Source organism: Mesorhizobium sp. WSM1497, assembly GCF_001672455.2.
Classification (GTDB): domain Bacteria; phylum Pseudomonadota; class Alphaproteobacteria; order Rhizobiales; family Rhizobiaceae; genus Mesorhizobium; species Mesorhizobium ciceri.
On the sequence record NZ_CP021070.1, the window covers coordinates 3,904,401 to 3,927,800 of the forward strand.

Genomic DNA, 23,400 nt, shown 5'->3' on the forward strand with positions numbered 1-23,400 from the left:
ATGGTTCGGTTCGCGGTCAGCATCGCCTTCCAGCCGGATTAGTCAACAAGCTCGCCCTGACGCGGTATGTCGGACCGACGGCTCTGGCGGCGCCCGCCGACATTTGCGAGACTGGCGGCAACCGAGGAATCGCCCATGACGAAAGCAACGCCCGCAAAACCCAGACCTTGGACCGAGATGGCGACACATCTGGTCGATGTCGCCGTGGGGCGCAAACCCGCTGACCTGGTCGTGCGCAACGGCCGCTGGGTGAACGTTCATTCGGGCGAGATCATCGCCGGCACCGACATCGCCATTGCCGGCGGGCGCTTTGCCTATTGCGGGCCGAATGCCAGCCATGCAATCGGCCAGGGCACCAAGGTGGTCGATGCCGGCGGGCGTTATCTGGTGCCCGGCCTCTGCGACGCGCATATGCATGTCGAGAGCGGCATGGTGACGGTGACCGAGTTCTGCCGGGCCGTCATTCCGCACGGCACCACCTCGATGTTCATCGACCCGCACGAGATCGCCAACGTGCTGGGTCTGCCCGGCGTGCGGCTGATGCATGACGAAGCGGTCGCCATGCCCATCAACGTGCATGTCCAGATGCCGTCCTGCGTGCCTTCGGCGCCGGGGCTGGAACATGCCGGCGCCGAGCTGACGGTCGCCGATGTCGCGGAAGCGATGACCTGGGAGAACATTATCGGCCTGGGCGAAGTGATGAATTTCCCCGGCGTCGTCGCCAATGATCCGGTGATGTCGGGCGAGATCGCGGCGACGGTTCATGCAGGCAAGACGGTCGGCGGCCACTATGCCTCGCGCGATCTCGGCCTGCCGTTCCACGGCTACGTCGCCGGCGGCCCCGAGGACGATCATGAGGGCACGCGCGCCGAGGACGCTATCGCCCGCGTGCGCCAGGGCATGAAGGCGATGCTGCGGCTGGGCTCGGCCTGGTACGACGTCGCCTCGCAGATCAAGGCGGTGACCGAGGGCGGCATCGACCCGCGCAACTTCATCCTGTGCACCGACGACAGCCATTCCGGCACGCTGGTCCAGGAGGGCCATATGGACCGCGTGGTGCGCCACGCCATCCAACAGGGATTGAAGCCGGTGACGGCGATCCAGATGGCGACGCTCAATACCGCCCAGCATTTCAAACTGGAGCGCGAGATCGGCTCGATCGCGCCGGGCCGGCTGGCCGACCTGCTGATCGTCTCGGATCTCGCCGCAATGACCATCGACGAGGTCTATGCACGCGGCGTCAGGGTGGCCAAGGCCGGCAAGCTCGAAATCGACATTCCGGCCTATGATTACCCCCGGACGGCGAAGAACACCGTCAAGCTCGGCAAGAAGTTGAAGGGCGACGACTTCGATATCGCCGCCCCCAAGGGCGCCAACGAGGTTCGGGTGCGTGTCATCGGCGTCATCGAGAACCAGGCGCCGACGCGCGCGCTGGAGGCCGATCTGCCGGTCGAGGACGGGCTGGTCGCAATGGACCGCCGCAACGACATCTGCCAGATCGCGCTGGTCGAGCGTCACAGGGGCACGGGCGGCGTCACCAACGCCTTCGTTTCGGGCTTCGGCTATATGGGCGACTGCGCCATGGCGTCCAGCGTGGCGCATGACGCCCACCACATCATCTGCGTCGGCACCAACAAGCAGGACATGGCGCTGGCGGTAAACCGTCTGGGCGCGGTCGGTGGCGGCGTCGTGCTGTTCTCCAAGGGCAAGGAACTGGCGCTGGTCGAAATGCCGATCGCAGGCCTGATGTCGGACGAACGGGCGGAAATCGTCGCGGCCAAGGCCGAGAAGCTCACCGAGGCGATGCGCAAGATGGGCTGTTCGCTGAACAACGCCTACATGCAGCACTCGCTGCTGGCGCTGGTCGTCATTCCGGAGCTCAGGATTTCGGACGTCGGCCTGATCGATGTGACGACATTCCAGAAGGTCGATCTGTTCGTCTAGGATTGTTGCTATTCAGGCCATGCCGGCCTGCAAGTAGCGATTTTCTGCGCTTCCGGTGCTCACGTACTTAAGTACGCTCCGCTCCGGTTCTCGAATCTCAACAATCCTAGGGCCAATGTCGCCCGCTGGCTCACCCGCCGGTGGCGATGGTCAGCACCTTGAACGGCGTGGTGATGACGATCTCTGCGACCGAGCCGACGGCCTTGCCGAGGCCCTGGCCGAGATTGTTGAGCTGTGTCGGGTCGGGTTCGTCCGAGGCGAGGCCCGCCGGCGCCCGCAGCCGGTCGCCGAGCAGTTGCACCAGCATCGGGTTGTCGGCGAATTTGGCGTGGTTGAGGCGGTCGCCGCCCTTGGCCTGGGAAAGATCGACCACCGACACGCCATAGCTGGCGAGGTCTGCAGCGTTGCCGTAGTCGCCGACGCGCGGCTTGTCGCCCGAGATCAGGGACGAGAGCTTGAGAGCCCGGTCATCCGCAGAGAGCAGGATGGCGAACGGCTTGTCGGGTTTGCCGTAGCGGATCATCTGCTTCTTGAAGACGTCGACATCGATGTCGGGCGAGGCCAGGATGACATAGCCGAGCTTGCCGCCGAGATCCCGGTCGCCGGTGATGGCAAGCTGGCGCAGCGCCTCCATGGTCACCCAGGTTCCCATCGAATGGGCGATGATGTCGATGCTCTTGACCTTTGTCTTGGCCAGCATCCGGAGCGTCGCCTCGAGGTCGTCGCGCGCTGCGTTGGCGCTTTCCTTGTCGTAGATATAACCCGTGGTCTTGCCGCTCGAAGCCCAGGAGAACAGCACCGGGGTGCCGGGATATTTGGTGTCGTGGGCGATCTGCGTCAGCCGGTAGATGCCGTCGTCAAAACCGTTGTTGAAGCCGTGCACGAAAACCAGCGCACGGTCGCCGCGCATGGAAATGTCGGCGCCGACCGCTTTGGCGAACTGGGGCGCGCCCTCATAGAAAATGACGTCCTTGGCGGTAAAATCCTTGGCAGGATTGCTGTTTGCCGATCCCTTGGCCCGCTCGATGGCGCCGACCTGATGGCTTTTGGGAACGGTGACGTCGACACGGGCAAAGCTGGTGGTCAGCGAGCGATCGCCGTCGTAAACCTGTCGCGGCTCTTTTGTTGCCCTCTGGCGGGTGGTGGCGACGAAGATTTCATGCGTGGCCGCGATGTCGGATGCGGGCACCGAGACCGTCGTCCTGTTGAGCAGGTCGTGCGTTTTTCCGCCAGCGCAGCCGGTGACAGCGAGCGCCAATGCAACGACGAGGTAGCTCTTCGAACGCACGGTCACACGCAGGCTCCCGCAAAAGGGGACGTCAAACGCGTGACGTCGCTGGCTATTCCGATAAGGCCAGAGACCGGCGCGGTCCAGTTCAAAGTGAATCCATACGTCCGCGATGCCGGGCAGGCATGGCCGCGAGACCGCACCTATTGGCCAAGCAGGCTGATGCGGTCGGTGACATCACGGTCGCTGGCAAAGCCGTCATCCTCGCGCAGCCGCTGGCCGATCATCTTCACCAGCGTCGGATTGTCGGCGAACTTCGTATGGTTGAAGCTGTCCGATCCCTTGACCTTGGACAGGTCGACGACCGTCACGCCATAGGAGGCAAGATCGGCGGCATCCTTGTAGTCGCCGACACGCGGCCGTGAACCGGCGATCAGGCCGGAGAGCCGCAGCGCACGGTCGTCGTCCGATAACAGCAGGATGAACGGCTTGTCGGGCTTGCCATAGCGCCGCATCTGGCTCTTGAACACGTCGACATCGATGTCGGGCGAGGCCAGCACCACGTCGCCGAGCTTGCCGCCGAGATCGCGATCGCCGGTGATGGCCATCTGGCGCAGCGTTTCCATGGTGACCCAGGTTCCGAGCGAATGTGCGACGATGTCGATGCGCCGCGCGCCGGACTGCTCCAGCATCCTGAGCGTCACCTCCAACTGGTCGCGGGCAGCGCTGGCGCTTTCCTTGTCGTAGACATAGTCGGTGGTCCTGGCGCCCGATGCCCAGGAAAACAGCACTGGCGTGCCGGGATAGCCGGAATCATGGACGATCTGGGTCAGGCGATAGACGGCGGCATCGAAGCCGGTGTTGTAGCCATGCACGAAGACCATGACGCGGCCGCCGCGCGCCGCGATGTCGGTGTTGAGCGCGCTGGAGAATTTCGGCTGCGTGTCGTAGCCGACGACCTCGGAAGCCATGAAATACTTGGCCGGGTCGTCCGACTTGCCGCGCGAGCGGCGCTCGATCTGGCCGGTCTTGTGAAGCGCCGGAACGGTGACGTTGACGCGGGCGTAGTTCAGCGTCGCCGACCGTTCGCCGTCGAAAACCTTGTTGGGATCGTCGGATTTCTTGCGCGTCGTGGCGATGAAGATCGAGTGGTTGCCGGCGATCTCCGTCACCGGCGCGGACACCATGGCGCTGCCAAGCAATTCCTGTGTTTGCTGGCCGGCGCAGCCGGCGACGAACAAGGCCAGGACAACGGTAAAAATCTTCTTCAAAGGCACGCCTGAATTTCCAACTCCGGCCGAAAGGCCTGTCTATCCTCACGATACCTCCCGGACAGGCAGAGTGCGGCAGAACTAAGTCCTGTCGAGTCGAAATGTGATCGGCGCCCCGCTGCGGCCATCGCAGTGTTGCGCGAAAGCCAAAATGGCGGGAAACGCCTGCGTGATGTGCGCAATGAGCGGCGTCGCCGCCGGCCCTCCAATCCCCGCAGAGATAGCGATTTCATACCGCCCGATGCGAGGGGCATGAGAATGCACCCGCAAGTAGCTGAAAATATTTCGCAAAATTTCCGCCCGGAAGGACGTAAATGATGGACGATGGCGCTGGGGAGCCGGATATGTGATAGGCGGGCTCGCGCCGCACCTGGTCATGGCGCTCAACAACCGAACGTTCGCGACCCGATTAATGATAGAGATCCGCGGACAGCATGCAACGCAAGGTGATTTTCCCCAGGGGTGGTTTCCGATGAACAGTTTCTCTTCCCGCGTTGCTGCCGCTGCCGCCGCGATCCGCCAGATCTTCCCTGAAACGCCGCTACAGGAAAACGACTATCTGTCGAAAAAGACCGGTGCGCGGGTGCTGTTGAAGCGCGAGGATCTGTCGCCGGTCCGCTCCTACAAGATCCGCGGCGCCTTCAATTTCTTCCGCAAGACACTGGCGGCCGGCAACGAGGCCGAACTGTTCGTCTGCGCGTCCGCCGGCAACCACGCGCAGGGCTTTGCTTTCGTCTGCCGCCATTTCGGCAGGCGAGGCGTCGTGTTCATGCCGGTGACGACGCCGCAGCAGAAGATCGACAAGACCAGGCTGTTCGGCGGCGATTTCATCGAGATCAGACTGGTCGGCGATTTCTTCGACGATTGCTATCGCGCTGCCCTGGAATTCACCGACAGTTCCGGCGCCCATATGGTGCCGCCTTTCGATCACAAGGACATCATCGAGGGCCAGGCAACCGTCGCCTACGAGATCGCGGACCAGATGCCGGGCGCCCGCATGCCCGATATCGTCATGCTGCCGGTCGGCGGTGGCGGACTTGCCGCGGGCGTCACCCACTATTTCGCCGATCAGGGCAGGGAAGCACGCTTCGTCTTCTGCGAACCGGCAGGCGCGCCGAGCCTGCGCGAGAGCCTCGCGGCGGGGAAACGGCTCAAGCTCGCCAAGGTCGACAATTTCGTCGATGGCGCCGCGGTGGCCGAGATCGGCCGCGAGCCGTTGCGTCATCTCAAGGATTTTCCGGCCGACACGGTGCGGCTAATCCCGGAAAACAGGCTCTGCGCCACCATGATCGAGATGCTCAACGTTGAAGGCGTCGTGCTGGAGCCGGCTGGCGCGTTGGCGATCGATGCGCTCAAGGATTTCTCCAAGAAGGAGATCAGGGGCAAGACCATCGTCGCCGTGGTTTCGGGCGGCAATTTCGATTTCGAGCGGCTTCCGGACGTCAAGGAACGGGCGTTGCGCTTCGAGGGTTTGAAGAAATACTTCATCATCCGTTTTCCGCAGCGGCCGGGCGCGCTGCGCGATTTCCTCGAACTGCTCGGACCCGACGACGACATCGCCCGTTTCGAATATCTGAAGAAATCGGCGCGCAATTTTGGTTCGGTGCTGATCGGCATCGAAACCAGGGACCGTCGAAATTTCGATCTGCTCAAGGCGAAGTTCGAGGCCGAGGGCGTTCAGTATCAGGACATCACCGACAACGAGACACTGGCCGGGTTCATCATATGAGCGATCGGATGATTGATCCGGGAAAAATCTTCGTCGCGCTGTTTTCCGGCATCAATGTCGGCGGCAACCGCATCGTCAAGATGGCGGAGCTGCGGTCGTTCTTCGAGGGCCTCGGCTTTTCCGACGTCGCCACCTACGTGCAGAGCGGCAATGCCGTGTTCCGGGCGAAGAAAGGCGACGCGGCGGCACTGGCGAACCTGCTCGAAGCAGCCTTCGAGACGAAATGGGGGTTCCATTCGCGCATCATGGTGCGCGATCTCTCCTAGTTCGAGAAGCTGGTGCGCGAAAATCCCTATCCGGAAATTGCCGCGGACCACACGAAGCTGCACGCCTATGTGCTGGAACGCGAGCCGACCGCCGATGAGGTGGCGCGGCTGACCGAAAAGTGCACCGGCCCCGAACGCTTCGAGATCAAGGGCGATGTGCTCTACCTCAGCGCACCGAATGGGCTGGGCAAATCGGTGTTTGCCGGGCTGATCCCGCGCACGCTGAAAGTGCCGGGCACCGCGCGCAATTGGCGCTCGGTGCAGGCGCTGCTGGAGATGGCCGCACACGCCGGTGAGAAGTAGTTGGCCGGCTAGGCGGAAGTTGGTTTCCAGTCGAAGGTCAGTTCTTCGCGGAAAGCAAAGCGCTTGATGTGATCGGCGACAACGCTTTCCAGGCGCTCGATCGATCCTGCTTCGTCAGTCGACACCGTAACATGCAGCGCTGCGGCATCGGCATCCATGACGGTACGGCCCATTGAGAGATCGATGGTGCCATGGGTGGGATCGAACTCGACCGGGAATTTGTGTGCCCAGTGCTTGCACAACTGCTGCAAGTAGCGGCTGGCATGTTCGGTGGCGACGTCGGCATGGCTGGTCGGCATGAATTCTCCTGGGCAAGCGCCCTTTTGCATGGCTGGGCGCCGGCCCAAGCCTGGCGCCTCAGCCAGACAGATAGGCGCCGCCCCTGAAAAACCAAACGGTAGCGGGCTCATCAGCCTGGCATTGTCCGCTCAAGACAGCGTGATCGGCTACCAGCTTCCGGTGTTCGCCATCGAAGCCCAAGGCTCGGCCTTGGCCTTGGCCGGGCCTTTCTGCAAAAGCTCGATCGAGATGCCGTCCGGCGACTTGACGAAAGCCATGTTGCCGTCGCGCGGCGGCCGGTTGATGGTGACGCCATTGTCCATCAGATGCTGGCAGGTGGCGTAGATGTCGTCGACCTCATAAGCGAGGTGGCCGAAATTGCGCCCGCCCTTGTAGTCTTCGGGATCCCAATTGTAGGTCAGTTCGACCAGCGGTGCCTTTTTATTGATGCCGCTCTCCTCGTCTTCCGGTGCGGCGAGGAAGATCAGCGTGAAGCGGCCCTGCTCGTTTTCGTAGCGGCGCACTTCCTTGAGGCCGAGCTTATTGCAGTAGAAGTCGAGCGAGGCATCGACGTCGGCGACGCGGATCATGGTGTGCAGATAGCGCATGTGATTTCCTCGATAAATTGCGTTGCGGCGCAACATAGGGTCGGCCCTGTCAAAGGGCAATCGTGCGGCGGTGCGCAGCCGGCAAAGAACAAATCCGGTATTGCCCCAATGAACCGTGAAAAAAGGCACGGCAGGTCTTGCACACACCGGAAGCCGCAGTGTTAATCTGTTGGCAAGAATCAGTTGCGGTGTTCTTGAAAAGAGGGGGCATTCTTATGGGGGAAAAGGCCTCTTTCATGGGGCGGGACGGAACCCTTGGCGACGCCTTGCAGCGTGACGAAGGCGGCGACGCTTCTGATCTGCTCGAAGTAGCCGGCGCCATCAAGTGGTTCGATGTGGCCAAGGGTTATGGTTTCATCCTCCCGGATGACGGCATCTCGGGCGACATCCTCCTTCATGTGACATGTCTTCGAAGAGACGGCTTTCAGACGGCGCTGGAAGGCGCACGCGTGGTCTGCCTCGTCAAGCATGGCGAGCGCGGATTGCAGGCCTTCCGTGTGCTCTCCATGGATGTCACCACCGCGGTCCACCCGGCCGAGATGCAGGAGCAGCGCACCCATGTCGCTGTGACGCCGGAGAGCGGTCTCGAACGCGCCTTGGTAAAATGGTTCAACCGCACCAAGGGGTTTGGTTTTCTCACCCGCGGCGAGGGTACCGAGGACATCTTCGTCCATATGGAGACCTTGCGCCGTTACGGTATCACCGAGCTTCGGCCCGGACAGGTCGTGCTGGTTCGTTTCGGGCGCGGCGACAAAGGCCTTATGGCCGCCGAAATTCACCCCGATATGGGGACCTTGCCGGTCTCGCACTAGGGCGTTTCCGGCCGAGGATCTCGAATGGCTTACAGGAACTGGCTGACCGCGGGCGCGATGTGCGCGATTGCCTTCATCGCCGCCGCCGGTGGTTACTTCTATTCCGAAAAGCCGACCTCGGCGGACAGCCGGGCAATGATCCTTCCGGCGGATCCAGCGCCATTGGTTGTGGTGACGAAAGGCGGTGACCGCTCTTTCTCCATCGAAGTCGCCGACACCGCCGCCGAGCGCGAGGCTGGCTTGATGTACCGCCGGGACATGGCGGACAACCACGGCATGCTGTTCGTCTTCGAGGTCCAGCAGCAGGTTGGCTTCTGGATGCACAACACCCCGATGCCGCTTGATCTGATTTTTGTCGGCCAGGATGGCAAGATCCGGGCGGTCAAGCACGGCGAGCCGCAATCAGACGCCGTCATTTCGCCTGGTGTACCGGTGCGTTTCGTGCTTGAGCTCAAGGCAGGCACTGCCGCCAGGAACGGCATCGAGTATGGCGACCTTTTGCGCCATCCGGCTGTGGGCACGGTGTCCGGCCCCGGCATGCCACCAGCCGACAATGGCGATGCGCCAAATGGCGGTGGCGGTTGAGCACACAGGCGGGATCGCAGATGCAGTCTTTCACCCATGACGGCTTCGATCTTGCTTTCCTCGAGCGCCAGCCGGAATCGGGCGAGGGCGATCCGGTGCTGATGATCCACGGCTTCGCTTCGAGCCACTATGTCAACTGGGTGTCGCCCGGCTGGTTCAAGACGCTGAACGATGCCGGTTACCGCGCCATCGCCTTTGACAATCGCGGCCACGGCGCGTCGTCCAAGAGCTATGATGAGGCGGACTATACGCCGGTCAAGATGGCCTCCGATGCCACTGCCTTGCTCGACCATCTCGGCATCGAGCGCGCCCACGTCATGGGTTATTCGATGGGCGCGCGCATCGCGGCGTTCATGGCGCTGTCCGATCCGGACAAGGTGGCGACGCTGGTCTTCGGCGGCCTCGGCATCGGCATGATCGACGGTGTCGGCGATTGGGATCCGATTGCCGACGCGCTGCTTGCCGAAGATCCGGCCGCGACCAGCCATCCGCGCGGCCGGTCGTTTCGCGCCTTCGCCGACCAGACCCGCAGCGATCGCCGTGCCTTGGCGGCTTGCATCGCCAAATCGCGCGAATTGCTGAGCGAGCAGGATGTTGCCCGCATCGCCCAGCCGACGCTGGTCGCCGTCGGAACCACCGACGACATAGGCGGCTCGCCCGATGAGCTTGCAGCGTTGATGCCGAACGCCAGCGCTTTTCATATCGAGGGCCGGGACCATATGCTGGCCGTCGGGGACAAGACCTTCAAGCAGCGCGTGCTGGAGTTCTATGCCGAAAATCCGCTCTGAGCGGAGGGCCAGGGCAGCGAGAAGCAGTGCCGTAGTCGGGGACGAGGCTGCTTGGCATCGTGATAGGCGCCTATCCTGATTGTCCTTAGCCGTTTGCAAGGGCCGCCAGCGATCGCGCGATGTTTTCCCGGGCCTGCGGTTCGAAGCGCTGGCGAAACTCTTGCGTGTGGAAGATATGCGGGCGGGCGAGGAAACTCTTCAAGACCGCACTGCGTCCGGCTCGCCACATCGGCTCCTCCACCCAGTGGTACTCGCGCCGCACGGCGCGCTCATAGGCGTCGAAGGCGTCCGGTGCGGCACCCAGGATCGACAGGTCCATATCCAAGAAAAGACTTGCGTCTCGTGTGGCCGTCGCGTCGTCGAACGGCGGCACCTGGTGCGTGGCGGTGGCGACGATCATTGCCGAGATGCGGTTGATACGTGAAGGATCTGCGCGGCCCGCCAGCTTTTTTTCGGCAAGGGCGGCACTTTGCGCCTCATTGTCCTTGGCCTTGCTGTCATAGACGGCATCGTGGAACCAGATCGCCGCTTCGATCGCCTCGGGATCGGCCAGCAACCTTCGATAGTCGCCAGCCAGCGCCAGCATCGCCTCGATATGGGCAAGGTTGTGGTAGTGGCGGCCCTGTGCTCGGTAGAGCCCTGAGAGCTCGCTTTTCAGCGCGTCGTCGATCAAGGGTTCGTTTTCCATGGCTGCTTGAATTCCCGCGAACCAAATCCATTTGACAAAGCACTAAGGAAAATTGAGTTCAATCGTGCTATGATCTGGCTTATATGTGCGGCCAGGCAACAGGCAAGCACAGCAGGCAGGCCAGGCAGGCCAGGCAGGACGCAGGACGAGACGGCGATGAACAGCATCAGCATTTCCCGACACAGCGCATTGAAGCCGGTCGATCCGATCTGGCGTTCGATCCGGGACGAGGCCATGGAGGCTGTCAACCGCGACCCGCTGCTCGCTGCATTTCTCTATTCGACCATCCTCAACCAGGACAGCCTGGAAGAAGCAGTCATTCATCGGCTGGCCGAGCGGCTGGCGCACCAGGACATCGGCTCCGATCTCATCCGCCAGACCTTCAAGTCCATGCTGGCCGACGACAAGGAGTGGCCGACGACGGTGCGTGTCGACATCCAGGCCTATTACGATCGCGATCCGGCTTGCGACCGCTTCATCATGCCGGTGCTCTATTTCAAGGGGTTTCACGCCATCCAGACCCATCGGCTGGCGCATTGGCTGTGGAACCAGGGGCGCAAGGATTTCGCGCTCTATCTGCAGAGCCGCTCGTCCTCGGTCTTCCAGACCGACATCAACCCGGCCGCCCGCATTGGCAAGGGCATCTTCATCGACCACGCAACCGGCCTCGTGGTCGGCGAGACCGCGGTCATCGAGGATGACGTGTCGATCCTGCATGGCGTGACGCTGGGCGGCACCGGCAAGGCCGGCGGCGACCGCCACCCCAAGATCCGCTACGGCGTGCTGATCGGCGCCGGCGCCAAGATCCTCGGCAACATCGAAATCGGCCATTGCTCGAAGATCGCGGCAGGCTCGGTGGTGCTGTCGCCCGTACCGCACAACAAGACGGTTGCCGGCGTGCCGGCCCGCGTCGTCGGCGAGACCGGCTGCGATCAGCCGTCGCGCCAGATGGACCAGCTTTTGCCGTCGCAGACGATGGATCAGGTCGTCAGTTTCGACATCTGATTGTCATATGTCCGCTGCCTGAGGCCGTGGGCAGACATGGGCGATTGTTCTCGCCCAAGGTCTTTTGAGATTCAGGTCAGGCCGAGCCGAAAATGGTGGGTTCCGAGAACCGGAGCGGAGCGTACGTTTGGGTACGTGAGCACAGTTCTACCGCGACGCGGTAGAACGGGGAAGCGCAGGAAACCGCCATTTGCAGGCCGGCCTCACGTGAATATCAACAGACCTTAATCAGGCCGCTTGCCTTTACATCGCCATTGTCGACGTGCCAGAAGCGCGTTCGAACGAGCAAGCCCGATGATCGGAGAAGACTGTTGAAGCCGGACGAAATCAGAAAGCTGGACGCCTATTTCAAGCGCGTCTTCCAAAACCCCAAGCTCGAGGTCAAGGCGCGGCCGCGCAAGGACGATTCGGCCGAGGTCTATGTCGGCGACGAATTCCTCGGCATCGTCTTCAAGGACGAGGACGACGGCGACTACAATTTTTCGATGGCGATTCTCGACATCGATCTGGCCTGAGCCAGCAAATCTTGCGGTCGGCCGGCTCATGCGGCCGGCCAGCCGGTTCCCTTGAAGCGTTCTTAACGTCCCGCCTTCAGAACGCGCCCGGCTTCGGTGGCGATTGCCGCATCGAGCGCCTGCCAATCGCCCAGAAACTCCCTTGGGAAGCGATAGGTGAGGCTGAGTTCGTCGCCGACCTGGATGTCGCGCTCGCAAGGCGCCAGCGATTGGTCGGCACTCGGCCCGCTCAGGCAACGGGCCACGAACGGCTCCTTGCCGGGGCGATTGCCGACAACCAGCACCTCGTTCAGATAGCCTGATTTCTCGTTGAAACCATAAATCATCGTGCCGCCAGGCCCGGCAGTGCCGGGTCGGGTGATCAGCGCGCTGTAGATCGGCGCGAAGCGGCCGCTCATGTCACGCGACATCATCTGCTGTTCGAAGGACAGGAAGACGATGCTTTTGGCTGTTCCCGTATGGTTGAAATCATCCCGCGCGGCCTCGCTGTAGCCGTCCATCTGAGGATAGCGCAGATAGAGGTCGAGCCGCGAGGCGATGCCGTCGCGCCGGGCCTGGGCGAAACGGATGGCATTGGCCGGGACCGTGATGACATTGTTGCCGATCACCACCTGGTGGGCTGTTGCGTCGTCGGTGTATCCGGCCATGGCGATCGAATGGCCGAACCATTTGCCGGCAAGGCTGATCGCCACCGACAACAGGGCGAGCGCCGCGAACCCGTAGAGCACCCGCTTCATCAGCCTGGAATCGACCACGGTGAGTTCGTTGGCGAGCGCTGCCTGCTTCATCTCAGTCCTCGGATCTCGGGCCGCCCGTCCGCCTGCAGTGTCCCCGGGCGGCACACACCGCACGGCATGGCTCTTGCAGCCTGCATGGAACGACTGTGCAATTTCATGGTAAACGGAAAGTTAAGATGGGACCGCTGGAACTCACACTCTTTGCTTTTGCCGTCGGGTTGACGGCCTGCGGGCTGGCCGGATCGGCCATGGAACTGGTGTCGGGCCGCAAGGTCGCCTTCACCGAACCCTATGTGTCGCCGTCACATGTCTTGCGCTCGCTGCTCGCCACGGCCTGTGCGGGACCGTTCATGCTGGTCAACGACGCCATCGATGCCCGGCGTCAGCGCCGCATTTCAACGTTGGCGCTGATGTCCTGCGGCTGCACGGCAATTGCGTGGACCTTGGCGCTGGGCGTCGTCGTGCTTGCCATTGCCTCATGGTCGGTCCGTCTCCTAGGGTCCGAGCTGCCAGGCTGAGACGATTCGGAGACCAGAAATGCCGCTTTATGCGATCGATGGAACAGAGCCCAGCTTCGCCGATGCGGACTCGAACTGGATCGCACCCGATGCGACGCTGATCGGCGACGTCAGGGTCGGACGCAATGCCGGCTTCTGGTTCGGCGCCGTCATCCGCGGCGACAATGAGCCCATCGTCATCGGTGCCGACACCAACGTGCAGGAACATACAGTCATGCACACCGATCCCGGTTTTCCGCTGACGATCGGCGAAGGCTGCACGATCGGCCACCGCGCCTTGCTGCATGGCTGCACGATCGGCGACAACAGCCTGATCGGCATGGGCGCCATCGTGCTGAACGGCGCGAAAATCGGCAGGAACTGCCTGGTCGGCGCCGGTGCGCTGGTTACCGAGGGCAAGGAATTCCCGGACAATTCGCTGATCGTCGGCTCGCCCGCCAAGGCGATCAGGGTGCTGGACGACGCGGCCGTGGCAAGGTTGCGCGGCTCGGCGGCGCATTATGTCGCCAACGGCAAGCGCTTCAAGGCGGGGTTGAAGAAGGTTTGAGGCTAGCCTGGCATTTGCTGGTTTCTTAGCGCCTCAACTCACTGTCCGTCAGTTGCGCCCAGCCATCGCATCGCGCAGCAAGGAAGCACCGCCTTCAAAGCCGGCAATCTCGGCTTCCTTGATCGCGGTCCTGTAGTCATCGATGCGGGTTTCGAGCGCCGGGTCGGCGCCCGCCGCCAAAAGCAGGCGGATCGCATCGACACTGCGGATGGCCACCGAATAGTGCAGCGGAGTCCAGTCGTTGACGCCCCGCATGTTGGGGTCGGCGCCAGCTTCGATCAGCACCCGCACGATGTCCAGCCTATTGGCGCGATCGGTGGACAGCGCCGCAATGATGGACGGAAACCCGCCATGATCCTGATAATTCGGATCCGAGCCCGCCTCCAGTAAGATCGAGATGAAGCTGACGGGGCTCCAATAGATCGCATATTCCAGCGGATGCCCAAGGCCGAACTCAAACGGCATGCGCTCGTCGAACCATCGGGAAGAGCCGCCCAAGGCTAGACCGAGGCCGTCGAAGTCGCCGGCCTTGAAGGCATCGTCGATCGCCTTGAAGAGGCGATGACGCTCGCATCGATCTTCCGGGATTTCCAACATCGCCGTGTTCCAGAAGGCGAAAACCAACGGCCTATATTGCCCCGATCCCCTGCGCGTGGAAAGGCGGTCGTCCGATGCGTCCAGTAGGTCGACGATGCGCATACCATTTCACGGATTGCTGATATAAGTCATCGCTGAATAATAATCTGCATCGCGGAGGTAGCTTTCCGGCATGCCATTCCAGCTCAGTGAGCAAACGCAGCAAATTCTTTCGCTAATTTGCATTCTGTTAGCTGGCGTCTTCATTGGTATGGCCTTGGAACGTCTCCTATCGAGGAAACGGAGGCAGGCATGGAGGGAGAGCAATAGCAGGCGCTGGGCGAGAGAGCGCAGAGGGGGCGACATTCTTAGCGGCCTATGGGTTGCCCCGAAGCCTGTTTCCGCGCCACCGAAACCGACTGATCCTGCTGACCAGTTGCGGATCGTCATGGGTGCGAGCTTCACTATTCAACCGCTCCTCAACAGGAGTGAAGTGCGCGTCTTCAAGGAACTTGATCGCATGGTGATCAGCTGCAATCCGGGATGGCAGGTGATGGCCCAAGTGTCACTGGGCGAAATTTTGCGCAGCGCGAACGCTGACGCCTACAGCTGCATCAACTCGAAACGAGTGGACCTTCTTCTTGTGGACGAGACTTGTCTGCCTCGACATGCGCTCGAATACCAAGGCCATGCGCATCACCAAGGCACAGCAGCAGCACGTGATGCGGTCAAAAAGGAAGCGCTGCGACGTGCTGGCATCAGTTACCATGAGATCGTCGGCGGTCACACGACACCTTCGGAACTCAGGCGACTGGTTGAGAGGCTGGTGGACAAGCCCACCGCACCGCAATAGCTGACCTTTTGCAACGCAGATTTCTCGGAACCTGATTGGTTTTCGAACGGCCATAGCCAGAAATGGCGGAGCCGGCCCGGGGACGGGGCCGGCTCCTTTCACCCGGTCGTTGGGGACGGGGAGGGTGGGGACTCGACCGGGTTTCTCCTGAAGCGCCTCGCATTCACGCGGCGCGCTTGAGCTCTGTTTTAGCGGACGCTGGCGACCGCGTCGGAGCGGCCGTCATTGATCGTCACCCAAACGCCGGAATTCTGGTCCGACTGGCGCTTGAGATAGGTGTAGTCGGTGTCCGTCCAGGACAGGACCTTGGTCTCAAGATTGTCGAGGATGAATTCTCCGAGGCTGGTGCGCACGGTCAGCACCGCGTGGCCGTCGCCATTCGGCTGGCGCGCCACCGTCATCAGCAGATTGCCGGCGGGGACGCCCGCATCCATCAACTCGCGGCGCTTTTCCAGCGCGTAATCCTCGCAATCGCCATAGCCATTGGCCGGATAGGCCCAATATTCCTCGACACCGTAGTTTTCCATGTCGGTGCGCGGCTTGATGCGGGTGTTGACCGAATTGTTGATGTTGACGATCGTCGCCCACAGCTTGCGGGTCAGTTCGACCGGCGCACCCCTGCGGGTCCGTTCGCTGCATTCGCCGGGAATGCGCTGGCAGAACTCATAGTGACCAACAGGCTGGGTGGTGCGTCCGCCGGTGTGCATATAGGCCGGTCCCGCGGCATATGCTGATCCCCAAGCGGAAAGCTGCATCGCCATTGCCGCCAGCAACAGCTTGCCCCTCGTTTTCTTCATTGTTGTAGTCTCCCCGTTCGAAGGAGACATTGCCACATGTGGATTTATTTGACGCAAAAGCGCGAAGTAGATATTGAGTAAAACTCCAATAGAATAAACGTAAAATTTGAATCATTTGAGTATTAATTCGTTTGGATCTGAAGGCTCCCACCTCGGGCACGGAGCGCTCCCAGAAACAAGCTCCCAGAAACAAAAAACCGGCCGCAAGGGCCGGTTCCTGGAATGTTGCTGTCGGGCCTGCTCAGGCGCGTGGCGTGTTGAATTCGGAATCAAGCGTTTCGGGACGCTGGATCACAGCGAATTCGATGGCGACGCCGTCCTCGAAATGACGCACGACCTGCCCGCGCATGGTGCCAAGCATGACCTGGATGCCGATCGCCGGTTTGACGTCGATTTCGACAGCGGCGCCGGAGAGCGAAAGGTCGATGATGCGGCACTGGTACTGGCGGCCGTCGGTGAGCTGCAGCACGCTTGTCGGATTGCGCGGTGCGACGCGCTCGTGGCGGCGATCTTCCGGCAGGTCGAGTTCATGCTTGTTGGCCAGCCAGGTCAATTGCGCGGCCAGCTTGTCCTTCTTGCGATCCGACGCAATGACGGTCATTGCGAAACCGTCCTGCAGGGTGCGTGTGACGACGCCTTCGATGCGGCCGATATGATCGATGTAGGCGATGATTTTTTCGCCGGGCATGCCGATGCGGTCGGTGCGAAACGCGACATTGCCCGGTGACATGTCGACGACCTGGCAGGGATGTTCGGTGCGGTCTTCCAGCATGAAGCGTCCGTAAATTTTAACCCGGACGCGCTGAAAGTTTCGCCTTTCAGCTTGGGACGGCGCATAGTCGACCGCCGCTGACCTCATGACTGCCTACACCCCGTTTGGCATCCCGCGCGCCGATGCGAGGAACTTCATCAGAGAAGTACAACAAAGCGGGTTAACAAAGGGGAAAAGCGGGCGCTCCAGCGTTTTCCTTTTTGCAGGCCGTGGTGCCAAAACTGCCGCGCAGTTTTGGGCGACGTGCATCAGGTCTCAAAAAACAGCGGACTATTCCTCGCGCCCGCCATCGAAGACGACGAGATGACGGATGCGACGCACCCGGCCGAGCGCCGAGATCGTCTCGGGTGCCCCAAGTTCATCGGGAACAAGCGAGGGAACATCGATCGCCGGGCGATTGTTCAGAAGCTCCTTCTCCGGATCTATGACGCGGATTGAATCGATCAACGCATCGGTGATCGGATCGGCACCCAGCCAGAAGGGTTTCTCCACGGCGCTGATGACGCCCAGGCAGCGCGGATTTTCGACGCCGCCGTCCAGCGGCAGGGCAAGCAGTTCGAACTTATTGGAGCGCCCGTTGCGGCTGAAGCCCTCATAGCTGATGAGCACGACCGATTTCTGCTCGAACACGCCATGGATCAGGCGCGAGACGAGCCGCTGGTCCTTCTCGCGCCACAGCGATGGAAAGGAAAACCCCTTGAGCTCGCGGCCGTAGCAGGCGCAAAGCCTTGTGCCGGCCAGCCGGAATACGGCCTGTCCGCGCGTGTCACGTTCCAGGATAAAGGTGTCGGCCAGCAGCGACTTGATGTCGGCCGGTTCGACCTCCGAACGCTTCGGGGCGGGGCGTCCATCACGCAGGCGGTTCCAATATTGGAACAGCGTGATCGATCCATTCTGGTTCATGCTATGCTGCTCCGCGCAATCTGTCGTCTGATGTCCCATCGGTGAACAGAAGGGCGCCCTCCGAGGACCTACATGCGTTGCGGAGCAGGAAGCGTGCCAGCGTCGTTAACACTTGTTCACGGGTCGGGGTCGTTAAGGTTAACAAGTGGTTTACGTTGCGTCTGAGCCAGCCCCGTGGCACACAAAAACCACTCCAGAAGCGGTCGTTTCGCGACGATCGGCAGCACTTCAGTCAGAGTTTTAGGGGAGCAGGGGGCTCGACCGGCCGTTCAAGGGAAACCTTGAACGGCTTCTTTTTTGATTCGCGCCAGATGATTCGCGGTTTGCTGTTCGGTCCGCGTTAATCTAGATGCTCGAACCTGGAATCCCGCAGTGAGTGCAATTTCAAATGAGTGAACCGGTAATTCCCTCGGAAGCCGACCCGGTCGAGGGCGCGCCCGAGCCGCGGCGCGAGCCGGTGTTCAACCTGCCGCCCGTCGTGCTGGCGGTGATCGGCATCTGCGTCGTCGTCTATCTGTTGCAGCAATATGAGTTGAGCGAATCCCAGCAGATGACATTGCTGTATGACGGGGCCTTCATCCCCGTTCTCTACACCGGGCAATACGGCTTCGACTGGTTCCTGTTTTCGCGGCCCTTCACCTACGCGTTCATGCATGGCGGCTTTGCCCATATCGCCATCAACATGGTGTGGCTCGCCGCGTTTGGTTCACCATTGGCAAACCGTCTGGGAACGCTGTGGTTCGCGCTGTTCTTTGCCGCAACCGGGCTGGCTTCGGTCGCGCTTTTCTGGGCACTGCATCCTTACGGTGAGGCGCCGCTGGTCGGGGCTTCCGGTGCGATATCAGGCATGATGGGGGCTGCGGCGCGTTTTGGCTTCCGCACTGATCGTTCGGCCGGCAAGGCCGCCTTCGCCGGCCCGGTGCTGCCGATCGCATTCGTGTTGCGCTTACGCGGTGTCGTGATTTTCCTTGCCATGTGGATGGTCATCAATCTCGCCACCGGCCTGCTCGGTTTTGCCCCGGGGGTAGACGGCCAGATCGCCTGGGAGGCCCATATTGGCGGCTTTGTCGCCGGCTTCTTCGGCCTGCGCTGGTTCGACAGGAGATGGCAGGCGCCCGAATGGGAGACGGCCGACCACCACACTTGAAATGCAACCGATCACGGCGCACGATGTTCACTCTTACGTGAAGGCCGGTCAGGGCAGGAACCGGCAGGCAAAGCAGAGGAGGACGCCATGACGGTTAAGGCAATTCTCGAGAGAAAAGGCCATGACGTGTTGACGCTCGGGCCGAACGAAAAGCTTAGCGAAGCCATCCGTATCCTGGCAGAGCACAAGATCGGGGCGCTGGTCATCACCAATGGCGATCGCAAGATCGTCGGCATCCTGTCAGAGCGCGACATCGTCCGGGTTGTCGCCCGCGAAGGTGGAGCCGCGCTCGATATCCCCGTGCGTTCGGCGATGACGCCGAAAGTGAAGATCTGCAACGAAAACCACACCGTCAACGAGGTGATGGAGATCATGACCCGAGGCCGCTTCCGCCATCTGCCGGTGGAAAAGGACGGCATGCTCGATGGCATCGTGTCCATTGGCGACGTGGTCAAGCGCCGCATCGAGGATGTCGAGCGCGAGGCCGACGAGATCAGAGCCTACATCGCCACCGCCTGAGCGGTGAGGCGAACCGCCGGCCGGAGAACCGACCGGCGGAGCCGTGGTCACCTGTTGTCGAGTTCGGAGCGGACGAGTGCGAGCCCGCGCCGGGTGATGCGGTAGGGTCCACCGTCAGACGAAGAAACAGCCTTCTTCCGCTTCAGTTTTCGAAACAGCTCGAGATCGACGCCCGGATAATGCCAGCCGTCGCGGGTCAGGCATTTGACGGAGGCGATCCGTTTCTTCTCGTTCTTTTCGATTTCAATGCGTCCGCCCTGCGCGAGCAGGTGCAGGATGCGCTGTTTCCACAGCGCCGCGCGTCCTCTTGGACGCGCAAAGGACGCTGTGGCACTTATGATTTGGCGCATGATCCTTTCCGAAAATCGATACCGATTTTCGGGGTCATGCGCTGCGCGAAATATCCATGTGAGAGTTTTCGGGAAAACAAAAAATGCCGCCGCCGTGAAGCTTCGCGGCACGGGGTTTCAGGTTTTCTGCCCTGCCTCGCCAGGAGGTCAGGGCCTTACCGGGACTGAGCGTAAGTGGACATCCACTCTCCATTGGAATGGACCTCCTATAGGCGAACGCGGCTGAAAAGGCCAGTCCGCGGCTTTGCGCTTGTGTTTTTTGGGCGCTTGTCTCTTTTGGCGGTTTGCACTAGCGAAGTTGCACACCAAAGTGTGCGAAACGCATTATCCGCAGTTCCAATACGCAGGCCACCATGTCCCTCATCGACACCCGCACTCCCGACGCCAAGCGCCTTGTTTCCGGTGCCACCGGCGACTGGGAGATCATCATCGGCCTCGAGGTCCATGCCCAGATTACATCGGAAGCAAAGCTGTTTTCCGGCGCCTCGACCGCTTTCGGCGCGGCGCCCAACGCCAATGTCAGCCTGGTCGATGCGGCGATGCCCGGCATGCTGCCGGTCATCAACGAGGAATGCGTCAAGCAGGCGATCCGCACCGGCCTTGGGCTGAAAGCGCAGATCAACCACAAGTCGGTCTTCGATCGGAAGAACTACTTCTATCCAGACCTGCCGCAGGGCTACCAGATCTCGCAGTTCAAGCAGCCGATCGTCGGCGAGGGCACGGTGATCGTTTCCGTTGGCCCCGATCGTCAGGGCGAATTCGAGGACATCGAGGTCGGCATCGAGCGGCTGCATCTGGAGCAGGATGCCGGAAAGTCGATGCACGACCAGCATGTGACCATGTCCTATGTCGATCTCAACCGCTCCGGCGTGGCGCTGATGGAGATCGTCTCCAAGCCCGACATGCGCTCGGCCGACGAAGCCAAGGCTTATGTCACCAAGCTGCGTACCATCGTGCGCTATCTCGGCACCTGCGACGGCAACATGGACGAAGGTTCGATGCGCGCCGACGTCAACGTTTCGGTGCGCAAGCCGGGCGGCGAGTTCGGCACGCGCTGCGAGATCAAGAACGTCAACTCGATCCGCTTCATCGGCCAGGCCATCGACTACGAGGCGCGCCGGCAGATCGCCATTCTCGAGGATGGCGGCAAGATCGAGCAGGAGACGCGGCTGTTCGACGCCGCCAAGGGCGAGACGCGTTCGATGCGCTCCAAGGAAGAGGCGCATGATTACCGCTACTTCCCCGATCCGGACCTCTTGCCGCTGGAATTCGACCAGGCCTATGTCGATGCGCTGGCCAAGGAATTGCCGGAACTGCCAGACGACAAGAAGGCGCGGCTGATCGCGTCGCTCGGCCTGTCGGCCTATGACGCCTCGATCCTGGTTTCGGAAAAGCCGATCGCCGACTATTTCGAGAAGGTGGCCGCCGGCCGCGACGGCAAGCTCGCCGCCAACTGGGTCATCAACGATCTGCTCGGGCAATTGAACAAGGCCGGAAAAGACATTGAAAACGCTCCGGTTTCCCCCGAGCAGCTTGGCGCGGTCATCGATCTGATCAAGGACGGCACCATTTCCGGCAAGATCGCCAAGGACCTGTTCGAGATCGTCTGGAATGAGGGCGGCGATCCGCGCCAGCTGGTCGAGAGCCGTGGCATGAAGCAGGTCACCGACACCGGCGCCATCGAGAAGGCCGTAGACGAGGTGATCGCAGCCAACCCCGACAAGGTCGAACAGGCGCGCGCCAAGCCGAGCATGGCCGGTTGGTTCGTTGGCCAGGTGATGAAGGTGACCGGCGGCAAGGCCAATCCACAAGCGGTCAACGACCTCGTCAAGACCAAGCTGGGCATCGAGTAGCGCGGTGTTTGTCCGCACCGCAGGTGAACGTGATCTGACGGCCATCCGGGCGCTGCTGGTCGAAACCTGGCACACGACCTATGACGCGGTCTATGGCCCTGATCGGATCGACCGGGTCATCGAGGATTGGTGTTCGCCGGCGAAATTGAGAGCTAGCCTTGAGCGGCCGAATGCCGAATTCCTGGTCGCCGACGACGGCAAGCGCATCGGCGGCGTCGCCTATGCCGAAAGCGTCGAAGGCGGCACCGTGGTCGACCTGCAACAGCTCCATGTCGCACCCGACCTGCAAGGCCGGGGCATCGGCGGGATGTTGCTCGATGAGGTGATCGAGAATTTTCCGGAAGCCCGCTCTCTACGCAGCGAGGTCGTGGAGCAGAACAAGCGTGCGGTCGCCTTCTATCTGGCCAACGGCTTTGCCGAGATTGGCCGGGCCGACAATTATGGGCCGGCGCAGTCCGGTATTGCTGCGTTGATTCTTGAGCGGATGCTGACCGCCTGAGCGCTCGATTGCATCACGTTGTTGCGAGTGGACCCTCGAGCACACGGCTTTCATTTGACGGCGCAAATATCGAGCGCAAAGCTGCGGCCGCTGACCCCAGCCATGATCGGTGTTTGACCGGTGGCATGCGAGGCAGCTTGGGGAATCGTCATGCCAAGCTTGCCGGAACTGAAGCCGACACAGGTGTCGGACGAGACCTTTGGCGGCGTCACCTATCATATAGCGGGCGAGCTGGTGCCGGTGCTTTCGGTCGATGTCACGCGCATGCCGGTCTATTTCGAGCACCACATCCTTTTGTGGAAGAATTCCACCATCACCATCGGCCTGAAATCGCTGAAGGGCGCGCTGAAGCGGATGATGGCCGGCATGCAGATCTTCGTCGCCGAGGCGTCGGGGGCGGGCATCATTGCCTTCAGCCGCGATGGGCCGGGCCACATCGTGCCGATCCATCTCAGGCACGGCGAAGAGATCCAGGTGCGCGAGCACCAGTTTCTCGCCGCCACCGGCAATGTCGACTACACCTTCGAACGGGTGCGCGGCCTGGCGACGATGCTGTTCGGCCAGAGCGGCTTTTTCATCGACCGCTTTCGCGGTGATTCCGGCGATGGCATCGTCTGGCTGCACGGCTATGGCAACGTCTTCGAAAAGACGCTCGCCGCCGGCGAAACCATCGACATCGAACCAGGCGGCTGGCTGTTCAAGGATGCCTCGGTCAGGATGGAGACCAAGATCGATCGCCTGTCGAGCGGCTTCTTCGGCGCCAACATGAATTTCATCGTCAACCGATTCACCGGACCGGGCCGTGTCGGCATCCAGTCGATGTATCTGCATATGCCGACGGAGGAATAGTTCGGCGAAGGCCACTGGCGGGCAGCAATGGCGGCCGCGACCCGGCCATGCGTCATCGCGGCGTTTGCCGTGCCGGCTCACCACGGATATGCAAGGGCCATGACCAAATTGTTCCGCACTGCGGCGCTGGCGCTGCTCGCCATCATCATTTTCGCGACCTTGTCGCCGATCCAGATGCGGCCGCATCTCGCTGAAGCAAATATCGAGCGTGCCATGGCTTATGTCCTGCTGGGCTTCGCCCTGGCGGTCGGCTTCCCCAACCGACTGTATCAAGTGGTGATCTTTGTGGCTGTGATCGCCGGCATGCTGGAACTGCTTCAGCTCATTGATCCCGGTCGCCATGCACGCCTCATCGATGCATTGGTGAAAGCCTTTGCCGGGGTGGTTGGGATCGTCGCGGGACACCTGATCGTCAGGGCCGGCCGGCAAAAGAGCGAGAGCTAGGCGCGGCAGCAATCC

General features: G+C 61.6%; 27 protein-coding genes and 1 pseudogene. 17 read left to right on the forward strand and 11 right to left on the reverse strand.

Features of this window, described 5'->3' with window-relative positions:
• The first annotated feature begins 135 nt into the window (after nucleotides 1-135).
• On the forward strand, nucleotides 136-1,944 hold the full coding sequence (ade, locus tag A9K65_RS18970; RefSeq protein WP_064994027.1) for an adenine deaminase: 1,809 nt from the start codon (nucleotides 136-138) through the stop codon (nucleotides 1,942-1,944).
• A 130-nt stretch (nucleotides 1,945-2,074) separates the two neighbouring features.
• On the opposite strand, the gene A9K65_RS18975 is transcribed toward ade, so the two are convergent.
• Both A9K65_RS18975 and A9K65_RS18980 read right to left on the reverse strand, forming a co-directional pair.
• Entirely contained in the window at nucleotides 2,075-3,238 is a 1,164-nt protein-coding gene (locus A9K65_RS18975; RefSeq protein WP_027160412.1) for an alpha/beta hydrolase, read from the reverse strand.
• A gap of 137 nt (nucleotides 3,239-3,375) precedes the next feature.
• Nucleotides 3,376-4,449: an alpha/beta hydrolase gene (locus A9K65_RS18980; protein ID WP_064993646.1), complete on the reverse strand. Its 1,074-nt coding sequence runs from the start codon at nucleotides 4,447-4,449 to the stop codon at nucleotides 3,376-3,378.
• Nucleotides 4,450-4,915: 466 nt separating this feature from the next.
• Here A9K65_RS18980 and ilvA point away from each other — a divergent pair, with 466 nt between their 5' ends.
• Together ilvA and A9K65_RS18990 are read left to right on the forward strand one after the other, a co-directional pair.
• Nucleotides 4,916-6,172 carry a threonine ammonia-lyase IlvA gene (gene ilvA / locus A9K65_RS18985; protein ID WP_024503866.1) on the forward strand — a complete coding sequence of 419 codons (1,257 nt, stop codon included), beginning with the start codon at nucleotides 4,916-4,918 and terminating at the stop codon, nucleotides 6,170-6,172.
• An 8-nt stretch (nucleotides 6,173-6,180) separates the two neighbouring features.
• Nucleotides 6,181-6,741 (forward strand): annotated as a pseudogene (locus A9K65_RS18990) (DUF1697 domain-containing protein).
• An 8-nt stretch (nucleotides 6,742-6,749) separates the two neighbouring features.
• Here the strand turns inward: A9K65_RS18990 and A9K65_RS18995 are convergent.
• Nucleotides 6,750-7,040, reverse strand: coding sequence for a DUF2218 domain-containing protein (locus tag A9K65_RS18995; protein ID WP_024503868.1), 291 nt, complete (start codon nucleotides 7,038-7,040; stop codon nucleotides 6,750-6,752).
• Nucleotides 7,041-7,187: 147 nt separating this feature from the next.
• Nucleotides 7,188-7,628: a lactoylglutathione lyase gene (gloA, locus tag A9K65_RS19000; protein ID WP_064993645.1), complete on the reverse strand. Its 441-nt coding sequence runs from the start codon at nucleotides 7,626-7,628 to the stop codon at nucleotides 7,188-7,190.
• A 236-nt stretch (nucleotides 7,629-7,864) separates the two neighbouring features.
• On the opposite strand from gloA, the gene A9K65_RS19005 reads away from it, so the two are divergent.
• Genes A9K65_RS19005 through A9K65_RS19015 form a run of 3 tightly spaced genes read left to right on the forward strand, consistent with a single transcriptional unit; the run spans nucleotide 7,865 to nucleotide 9,813 of the window.
• Complete coding sequence (locus A9K65_RS19005; RefSeq protein ID WP_174564974.1) at nucleotides 7,865-8,440, forward strand: cold-shock protein; 576 nt, start codon at nucleotides 7,865-7,867, stop codon at nucleotides 8,438-8,440.
• Nucleotides 8,441-8,464: 24 nt separating this feature from the next.
• On the forward strand, nucleotides 8,465-9,025 hold the full coding sequence (locus A9K65_RS19010; protein WP_064993644.1) for a DUF192 domain-containing protein: 561 nt from the start codon (nucleotides 8,465-8,467) through the stop codon (nucleotides 9,023-9,025).
• A gap of 20 nt (nucleotides 9,026-9,045) precedes the next feature.
• On the forward strand, nucleotides 9,046-9,813 hold the full coding sequence (locus A9K65_RS19015) for an alpha/beta hydrolase (protein ID WP_064993643.1): 768 nt from the start codon (nucleotides 9,046-9,048) through the stop codon (nucleotides 9,811-9,813).
• A gap of 85 nt (nucleotides 9,814-9,898) precedes the next feature.
• Here A9K65_RS19015 and A9K65_RS19020 read toward each other — a convergent pair whose 3' ends face one another.
• Complete coding sequence (locus tag A9K65_RS19020) at nucleotides 9,899-10,501, reverse strand: hypothetical protein (protein ID WP_013531332.1); 603 nt, start codon at nucleotides 10,499-10,501, stop codon at nucleotides 9,899-9,901.
• A gap of 156 nt (nucleotides 10,502-10,657) precedes the next feature.
• Between A9K65_RS19020 and cysE the strand changes: the two genes are divergently transcribed.
• The gene (gene cysE / locus A9K65_RS19025) at nucleotides 10,658-11,506 is read left to right on the forward strand and encodes a serine O-acetyltransferase (RefSeq protein ID WP_013531333.1); all 849 of its coding nucleotides are present in this window, start codon (nucleotides 10,658-10,660) and stop codon (nucleotides 11,504-11,506) included.
• A 311-nt stretch (nucleotides 11,507-11,817) separates the two neighbouring features.
• Nucleotides 11,818-12,021, forward strand: a complete 204-nt coding sequence (locus A9K65_RS19030; RefSeq protein WP_013531334.1) for a DUF3126 family protein — start codon at nucleotides 11,818-11,820, stop codon at nucleotides 12,019-12,021.
• 62 nt (nucleotides 12,022-12,083) lie between these two features.
• On the opposite strand, the gene A9K65_RS19035 is transcribed toward A9K65_RS19030, so the two are convergent.
• Nucleotides 12,084-12,809 (reverse strand): hypothetical protein, encoded by a 726-nt coding sequence (locus tag A9K65_RS19035; protein ID WP_064993642.1) that lies wholly within the window; start codon nucleotides 12,807-12,809, stop codon nucleotides 12,084-12,086.
• Between the two features lie 125 nt (nucleotides 12,810-12,934).
• Here A9K65_RS19035 and A9K65_RS19040 point away from each other — a divergent pair, with 125 nt between their 5' ends.
• Complete coding sequence (locus A9K65_RS19040; RefSeq protein ID WP_013531336.1) at nucleotides 12,935-13,276, forward strand: hypothetical protein; 342 nt, start codon at nucleotides 12,935-12,937, stop codon at nucleotides 13,274-13,276.
• A 19-nt stretch (nucleotides 13,277-13,295) separates the two neighbouring features.
• Nucleotides 13,296-13,823, forward strand: coding sequence for a gamma carbonic anhydrase family protein (locus A9K65_RS19045; RefSeq protein ID WP_027160406.1), 528 nt, complete (start codon nucleotides 13,296-13,298; stop codon nucleotides 13,821-13,823).
• Between the two features lie 48 nt (nucleotides 13,824-13,871).
• Here the strand turns inward: A9K65_RS19045 and A9K65_RS19050 are convergent, their stop codons facing one another.
• Nucleotides 13,872-14,420 (reverse strand): ankyrin repeat domain-containing protein, encoded by a 549-nt coding sequence (locus tag A9K65_RS19050; RefSeq protein ID WP_027160405.1) that lies wholly within the window; start codon nucleotides 14,418-14,420, stop codon nucleotides 13,872-13,874.
• A 172-nt stretch (nucleotides 14,421-14,592) separates the two neighbouring features.
• Between A9K65_RS19050 and A9K65_RS19055 the strand changes: the two genes are divergently transcribed.
• Nucleotides 14,593-15,252 (forward strand): DUF2726 domain-containing protein, encoded by a 660-nt coding sequence (locus A9K65_RS19055; protein WP_027160404.1) that lies wholly within the window; start codon nucleotides 14,593-14,595, stop codon nucleotides 15,250-15,252.
• Nucleotides 15,253-15,440: 188 nt separating this feature from the next.
• Here A9K65_RS19055 and A9K65_RS19060 read toward each other — a convergent pair whose 3' ends face one another.
• The 3 genes from A9K65_RS19060 to A9K65_RS19070 all read right to left on the reverse strand — a co-directional run bounded on the left by A9K65_RS19060 (nucleotide 15,441) and on the right by A9K65_RS19070 (nucleotide 17,724).
• The gene (locus tag A9K65_RS19060; protein WP_013531340.1) at nucleotides 15,441-16,049 is read right to left on the reverse strand and encodes a transglutaminase-like cysteine peptidase; all 609 of its coding nucleotides are present in this window, start codon (nucleotides 16,047-16,049) and stop codon (nucleotides 15,441-15,443) included.
• A 241-nt stretch (nucleotides 16,050-16,290) separates the two neighbouring features.
• Nucleotides 16,291-16,908, reverse strand: coding sequence for a PilZ domain-containing protein (locus tag A9K65_RS19065; RefSeq protein ID WP_013531341.1), 618 nt, complete (start codon nucleotides 16,906-16,908; stop codon nucleotides 16,291-16,293).
• A gap of 183 nt (nucleotides 16,909-17,091) precedes the next feature.
• Nucleotides 17,092-17,724, reverse strand: a complete 633-nt coding sequence (locus A9K65_RS19070) for a PAS domain-containing protein (protein ID WP_024503876.1) — start codon at nucleotides 17,722-17,724, stop codon at nucleotides 17,092-17,094.
• A gap of 388 nt (nucleotides 17,725-18,112) precedes the next feature.
• Here A9K65_RS19070 and A9K65_RS19075 point away from each other — a divergent pair, with 388 nt between their 5' ends.
• Both A9K65_RS19075 and A9K65_RS19080 read left to right on the forward strand, forming a co-directional pair.
• Nucleotides 18,113-18,871, forward strand: coding sequence for a rhomboid family intramembrane serine protease (locus tag A9K65_RS19075; protein WP_064993641.1), 759 nt, complete (start codon nucleotides 18,113-18,115; stop codon nucleotides 18,869-18,871).
• 87 nt (nucleotides 18,872-18,958) lie between these two features.
• Nucleotides 18,959-19,390: a CBS domain-containing protein gene (locus tag A9K65_RS19080; RefSeq protein ID WP_013531344.1), complete on the forward strand. Its 432-nt coding sequence runs from the start codon at nucleotides 18,959-18,961 to the stop codon at nucleotides 19,388-19,390.
• 47 nt (nucleotides 19,391-19,437) lie between these two features.
• Here the strand turns inward: A9K65_RS19080 and A9K65_RS19085 are convergent, their stop codons facing one another.
• Entirely contained in the window at nucleotides 19,438-19,683 is a 246-nt protein-coding gene (locus A9K65_RS19085) for a YjhX family toxin (protein WP_032899321.1), read from the reverse strand.
• 410 nt (nucleotides 19,684-20,093) lie between these two features.
• Between A9K65_RS19085 and gatB the strand changes: the two genes are divergently transcribed.
• From gatB to A9K65_RS19110, 4 genes are all read left to right on the forward strand, one after another.
• Nucleotides 20,094-21,593 carry an Asp-tRNA(Asn)/Glu-tRNA(Gln) amidotransferase subunit GatB gene (gene gatB / locus A9K65_RS19095; RefSeq protein WP_063172302.1) on the forward strand — a complete coding sequence of 500 codons (1,500 nt, stop codon included), beginning with the start codon at nucleotides 20,094-20,096 and terminating at the stop codon, nucleotides 21,591-21,593.
• 4 nt (nucleotides 21,594-21,597) lie between these two features.
• Nucleotides 21,598-22,092, forward strand: coding sequence for a GNAT family N-acetyltransferase (locus A9K65_RS19100; protein WP_064993640.1), 495 nt, complete (start codon nucleotides 21,598-21,600; stop codon nucleotides 22,090-22,092).
• Nucleotides 22,093-22,242: 150 nt separating this feature from the next.
• Nucleotides 22,243-22,941: an AIM24 family protein gene (locus A9K65_RS19105; RefSeq protein ID WP_064993639.1), complete on the forward strand. Its 699-nt coding sequence runs from the start codon at nucleotides 22,243-22,245 to the stop codon at nucleotides 22,939-22,941.
• 27 nt (nucleotides 22,942-22,968) lie between these two features.
• Nucleotides 22,969-23,385, forward strand: a complete 417-nt coding sequence (locus A9K65_RS19110; protein WP_084015770.1) for a hypothetical protein — start codon at nucleotides 22,969-22,971, stop codon at nucleotides 23,383-23,385.
• Nucleotides 23,386-23,400 lie beyond the last annotated feature (15 nt).

Excerpts from the sequence above, each read along its gene's own strand:
- ade (WP_064994027.1), top strand. The coding sequence starts at position 136 with ATGACGAAAGCAACGCCCGCAAAACCCAGACCTTGGACCGAGATGGCG.
- ilvA (WP_024503866.1), top strand. The coding sequence starts at position 4,916 with ATGAACAGTTTCTCTTCCCGCGTTGCTGCCGCTGCCGCCGCGATCCGC.
- A9K65_RS18995 (WP_024503868.1), bottom strand. The coding sequence starts at position 7,040 with ATGCCGACCAGCCATGCCGACGTCGCCACCGAACATGCCAGCCGCTAC.
- gloA (WP_064993645.1), bottom strand. The coding sequence starts at position 7,628 with ATGCGCTATCTGCACACCATGATCCGCGTCGCCGACGTCGATGCCTCG.
- A9K65_RS19005 (WP_174564974.1), top strand. The coding sequence starts at position 7,865 with ATGGGGCGGGACGGAACCCTTGGCGACGCCTTGCAGCGTGACGAAGGC.
- A9K65_RS19010 (WP_064993644.1), top strand. The coding sequence starts at position 8,465 with ATGGCTTACAGGAACTGGCTGACCGCGGGCGCGATGTGCGCGATTGCC.
- A9K65_RS19015 (WP_064993643.1), top strand. The coding sequence starts at position 9,046 with ATGCAGTCTTTCACCCATGACGGCTTCGATCTTGCTTTCCTCGAGCGC.
- A9K65_RS19020 (WP_013531332.1), bottom strand. The coding sequence starts at position 10,501 with ATGGAAAACGAACCCTTGATCGACGACGCGCTGAAAAGCGAGCTCTCA.
- cysE (WP_013531333.1), top strand. The coding sequence starts at position 10,658 with ATGAACAGCATCAGCATTTCCCGACACAGCGCATTGAAGCCGGTCGAT.
- A9K65_RS19035 (WP_064993642.1), bottom strand. The coding sequence starts at position 12,809 with ATGAAGCAGGCAGCGCTCGCCAACGAACTCACCGTGGTCGATTCCAGG.
- A9K65_RS19040 (WP_013531336.1), top strand. The coding sequence starts at position 12,935 with ATGGGACCGCTGGAACTCACACTCTTTGCTTTTGCCGTCGGGTTGACG.
- A9K65_RS19045 (WP_027160406.1), top strand. The coding sequence starts at position 13,296 with ATGCCGCTTTATGCGATCGATGGAACAGAGCCCAGCTTCGCCGATGCG.
- A9K65_RS19050 (WP_027160405.1), bottom strand. The coding sequence starts at position 14,420 with ATGTTGGAAATCCCGGAAGATCGATGCGAGCGTCATCGCCTCTTCAAG.
- A9K65_RS19055 (WP_027160404.1), top strand. The coding sequence starts at position 14,593 with ATGCCATTCCAGCTCAGTGAGCAAACGCAGCAAATTCTTTCGCTAATT.
- A9K65_RS19060 (WP_013531340.1), bottom strand. The coding sequence starts at position 16,049 with ATGAAGAAAACGAGGGGCAAGCTGTTGCTGGCGGCAATGGCGATGCAG.
- A9K65_RS19065 (WP_013531341.1), bottom strand. The coding sequence starts at position 16,908 with ATGAGGTCAGCGGCGGTCGACTATGCGCCGTCCCAAGCTGAAAGGCGA.
- A9K65_RS19070 (WP_024503876.1), bottom strand. The coding sequence starts at position 17,724 with ATGAACCAGAATGGATCGATCACGCTGTTCCAATATTGGAACCGCCTG.
- A9K65_RS19075 (WP_064993641.1), top strand. The coding sequence starts at position 18,113 with ATGAGTGAACCGGTAATTCCCTCGGAAGCCGACCCGGTCGAGGGCGCG.
- A9K65_RS19080 (WP_013531344.1), top strand. The coding sequence starts at position 18,959 with ATGACGGTTAAGGCAATTCTCGAGAGAAAAGGCCATGACGTGTTGACG.
- gatB (WP_063172302.1), top strand. The coding sequence starts at position 20,094 with ATGTCCCTCATCGACACCCGCACTCCCGACGCCAAGCGCCTTGTTTCC.
- A9K65_RS19105 (WP_064993639.1), top strand. The coding sequence starts at position 22,243 with ATGCCAAGCTTGCCGGAACTGAAGCCGACACAGGTGTCGGACGAGACC.
- A9K65_RS19110 (WP_084015770.1), top strand. The coding sequence starts at position 22,969 with ATGGCGGCCGCGACCCGGCCATGCGTCATCGCGGCGTTTGCCGTGCCG.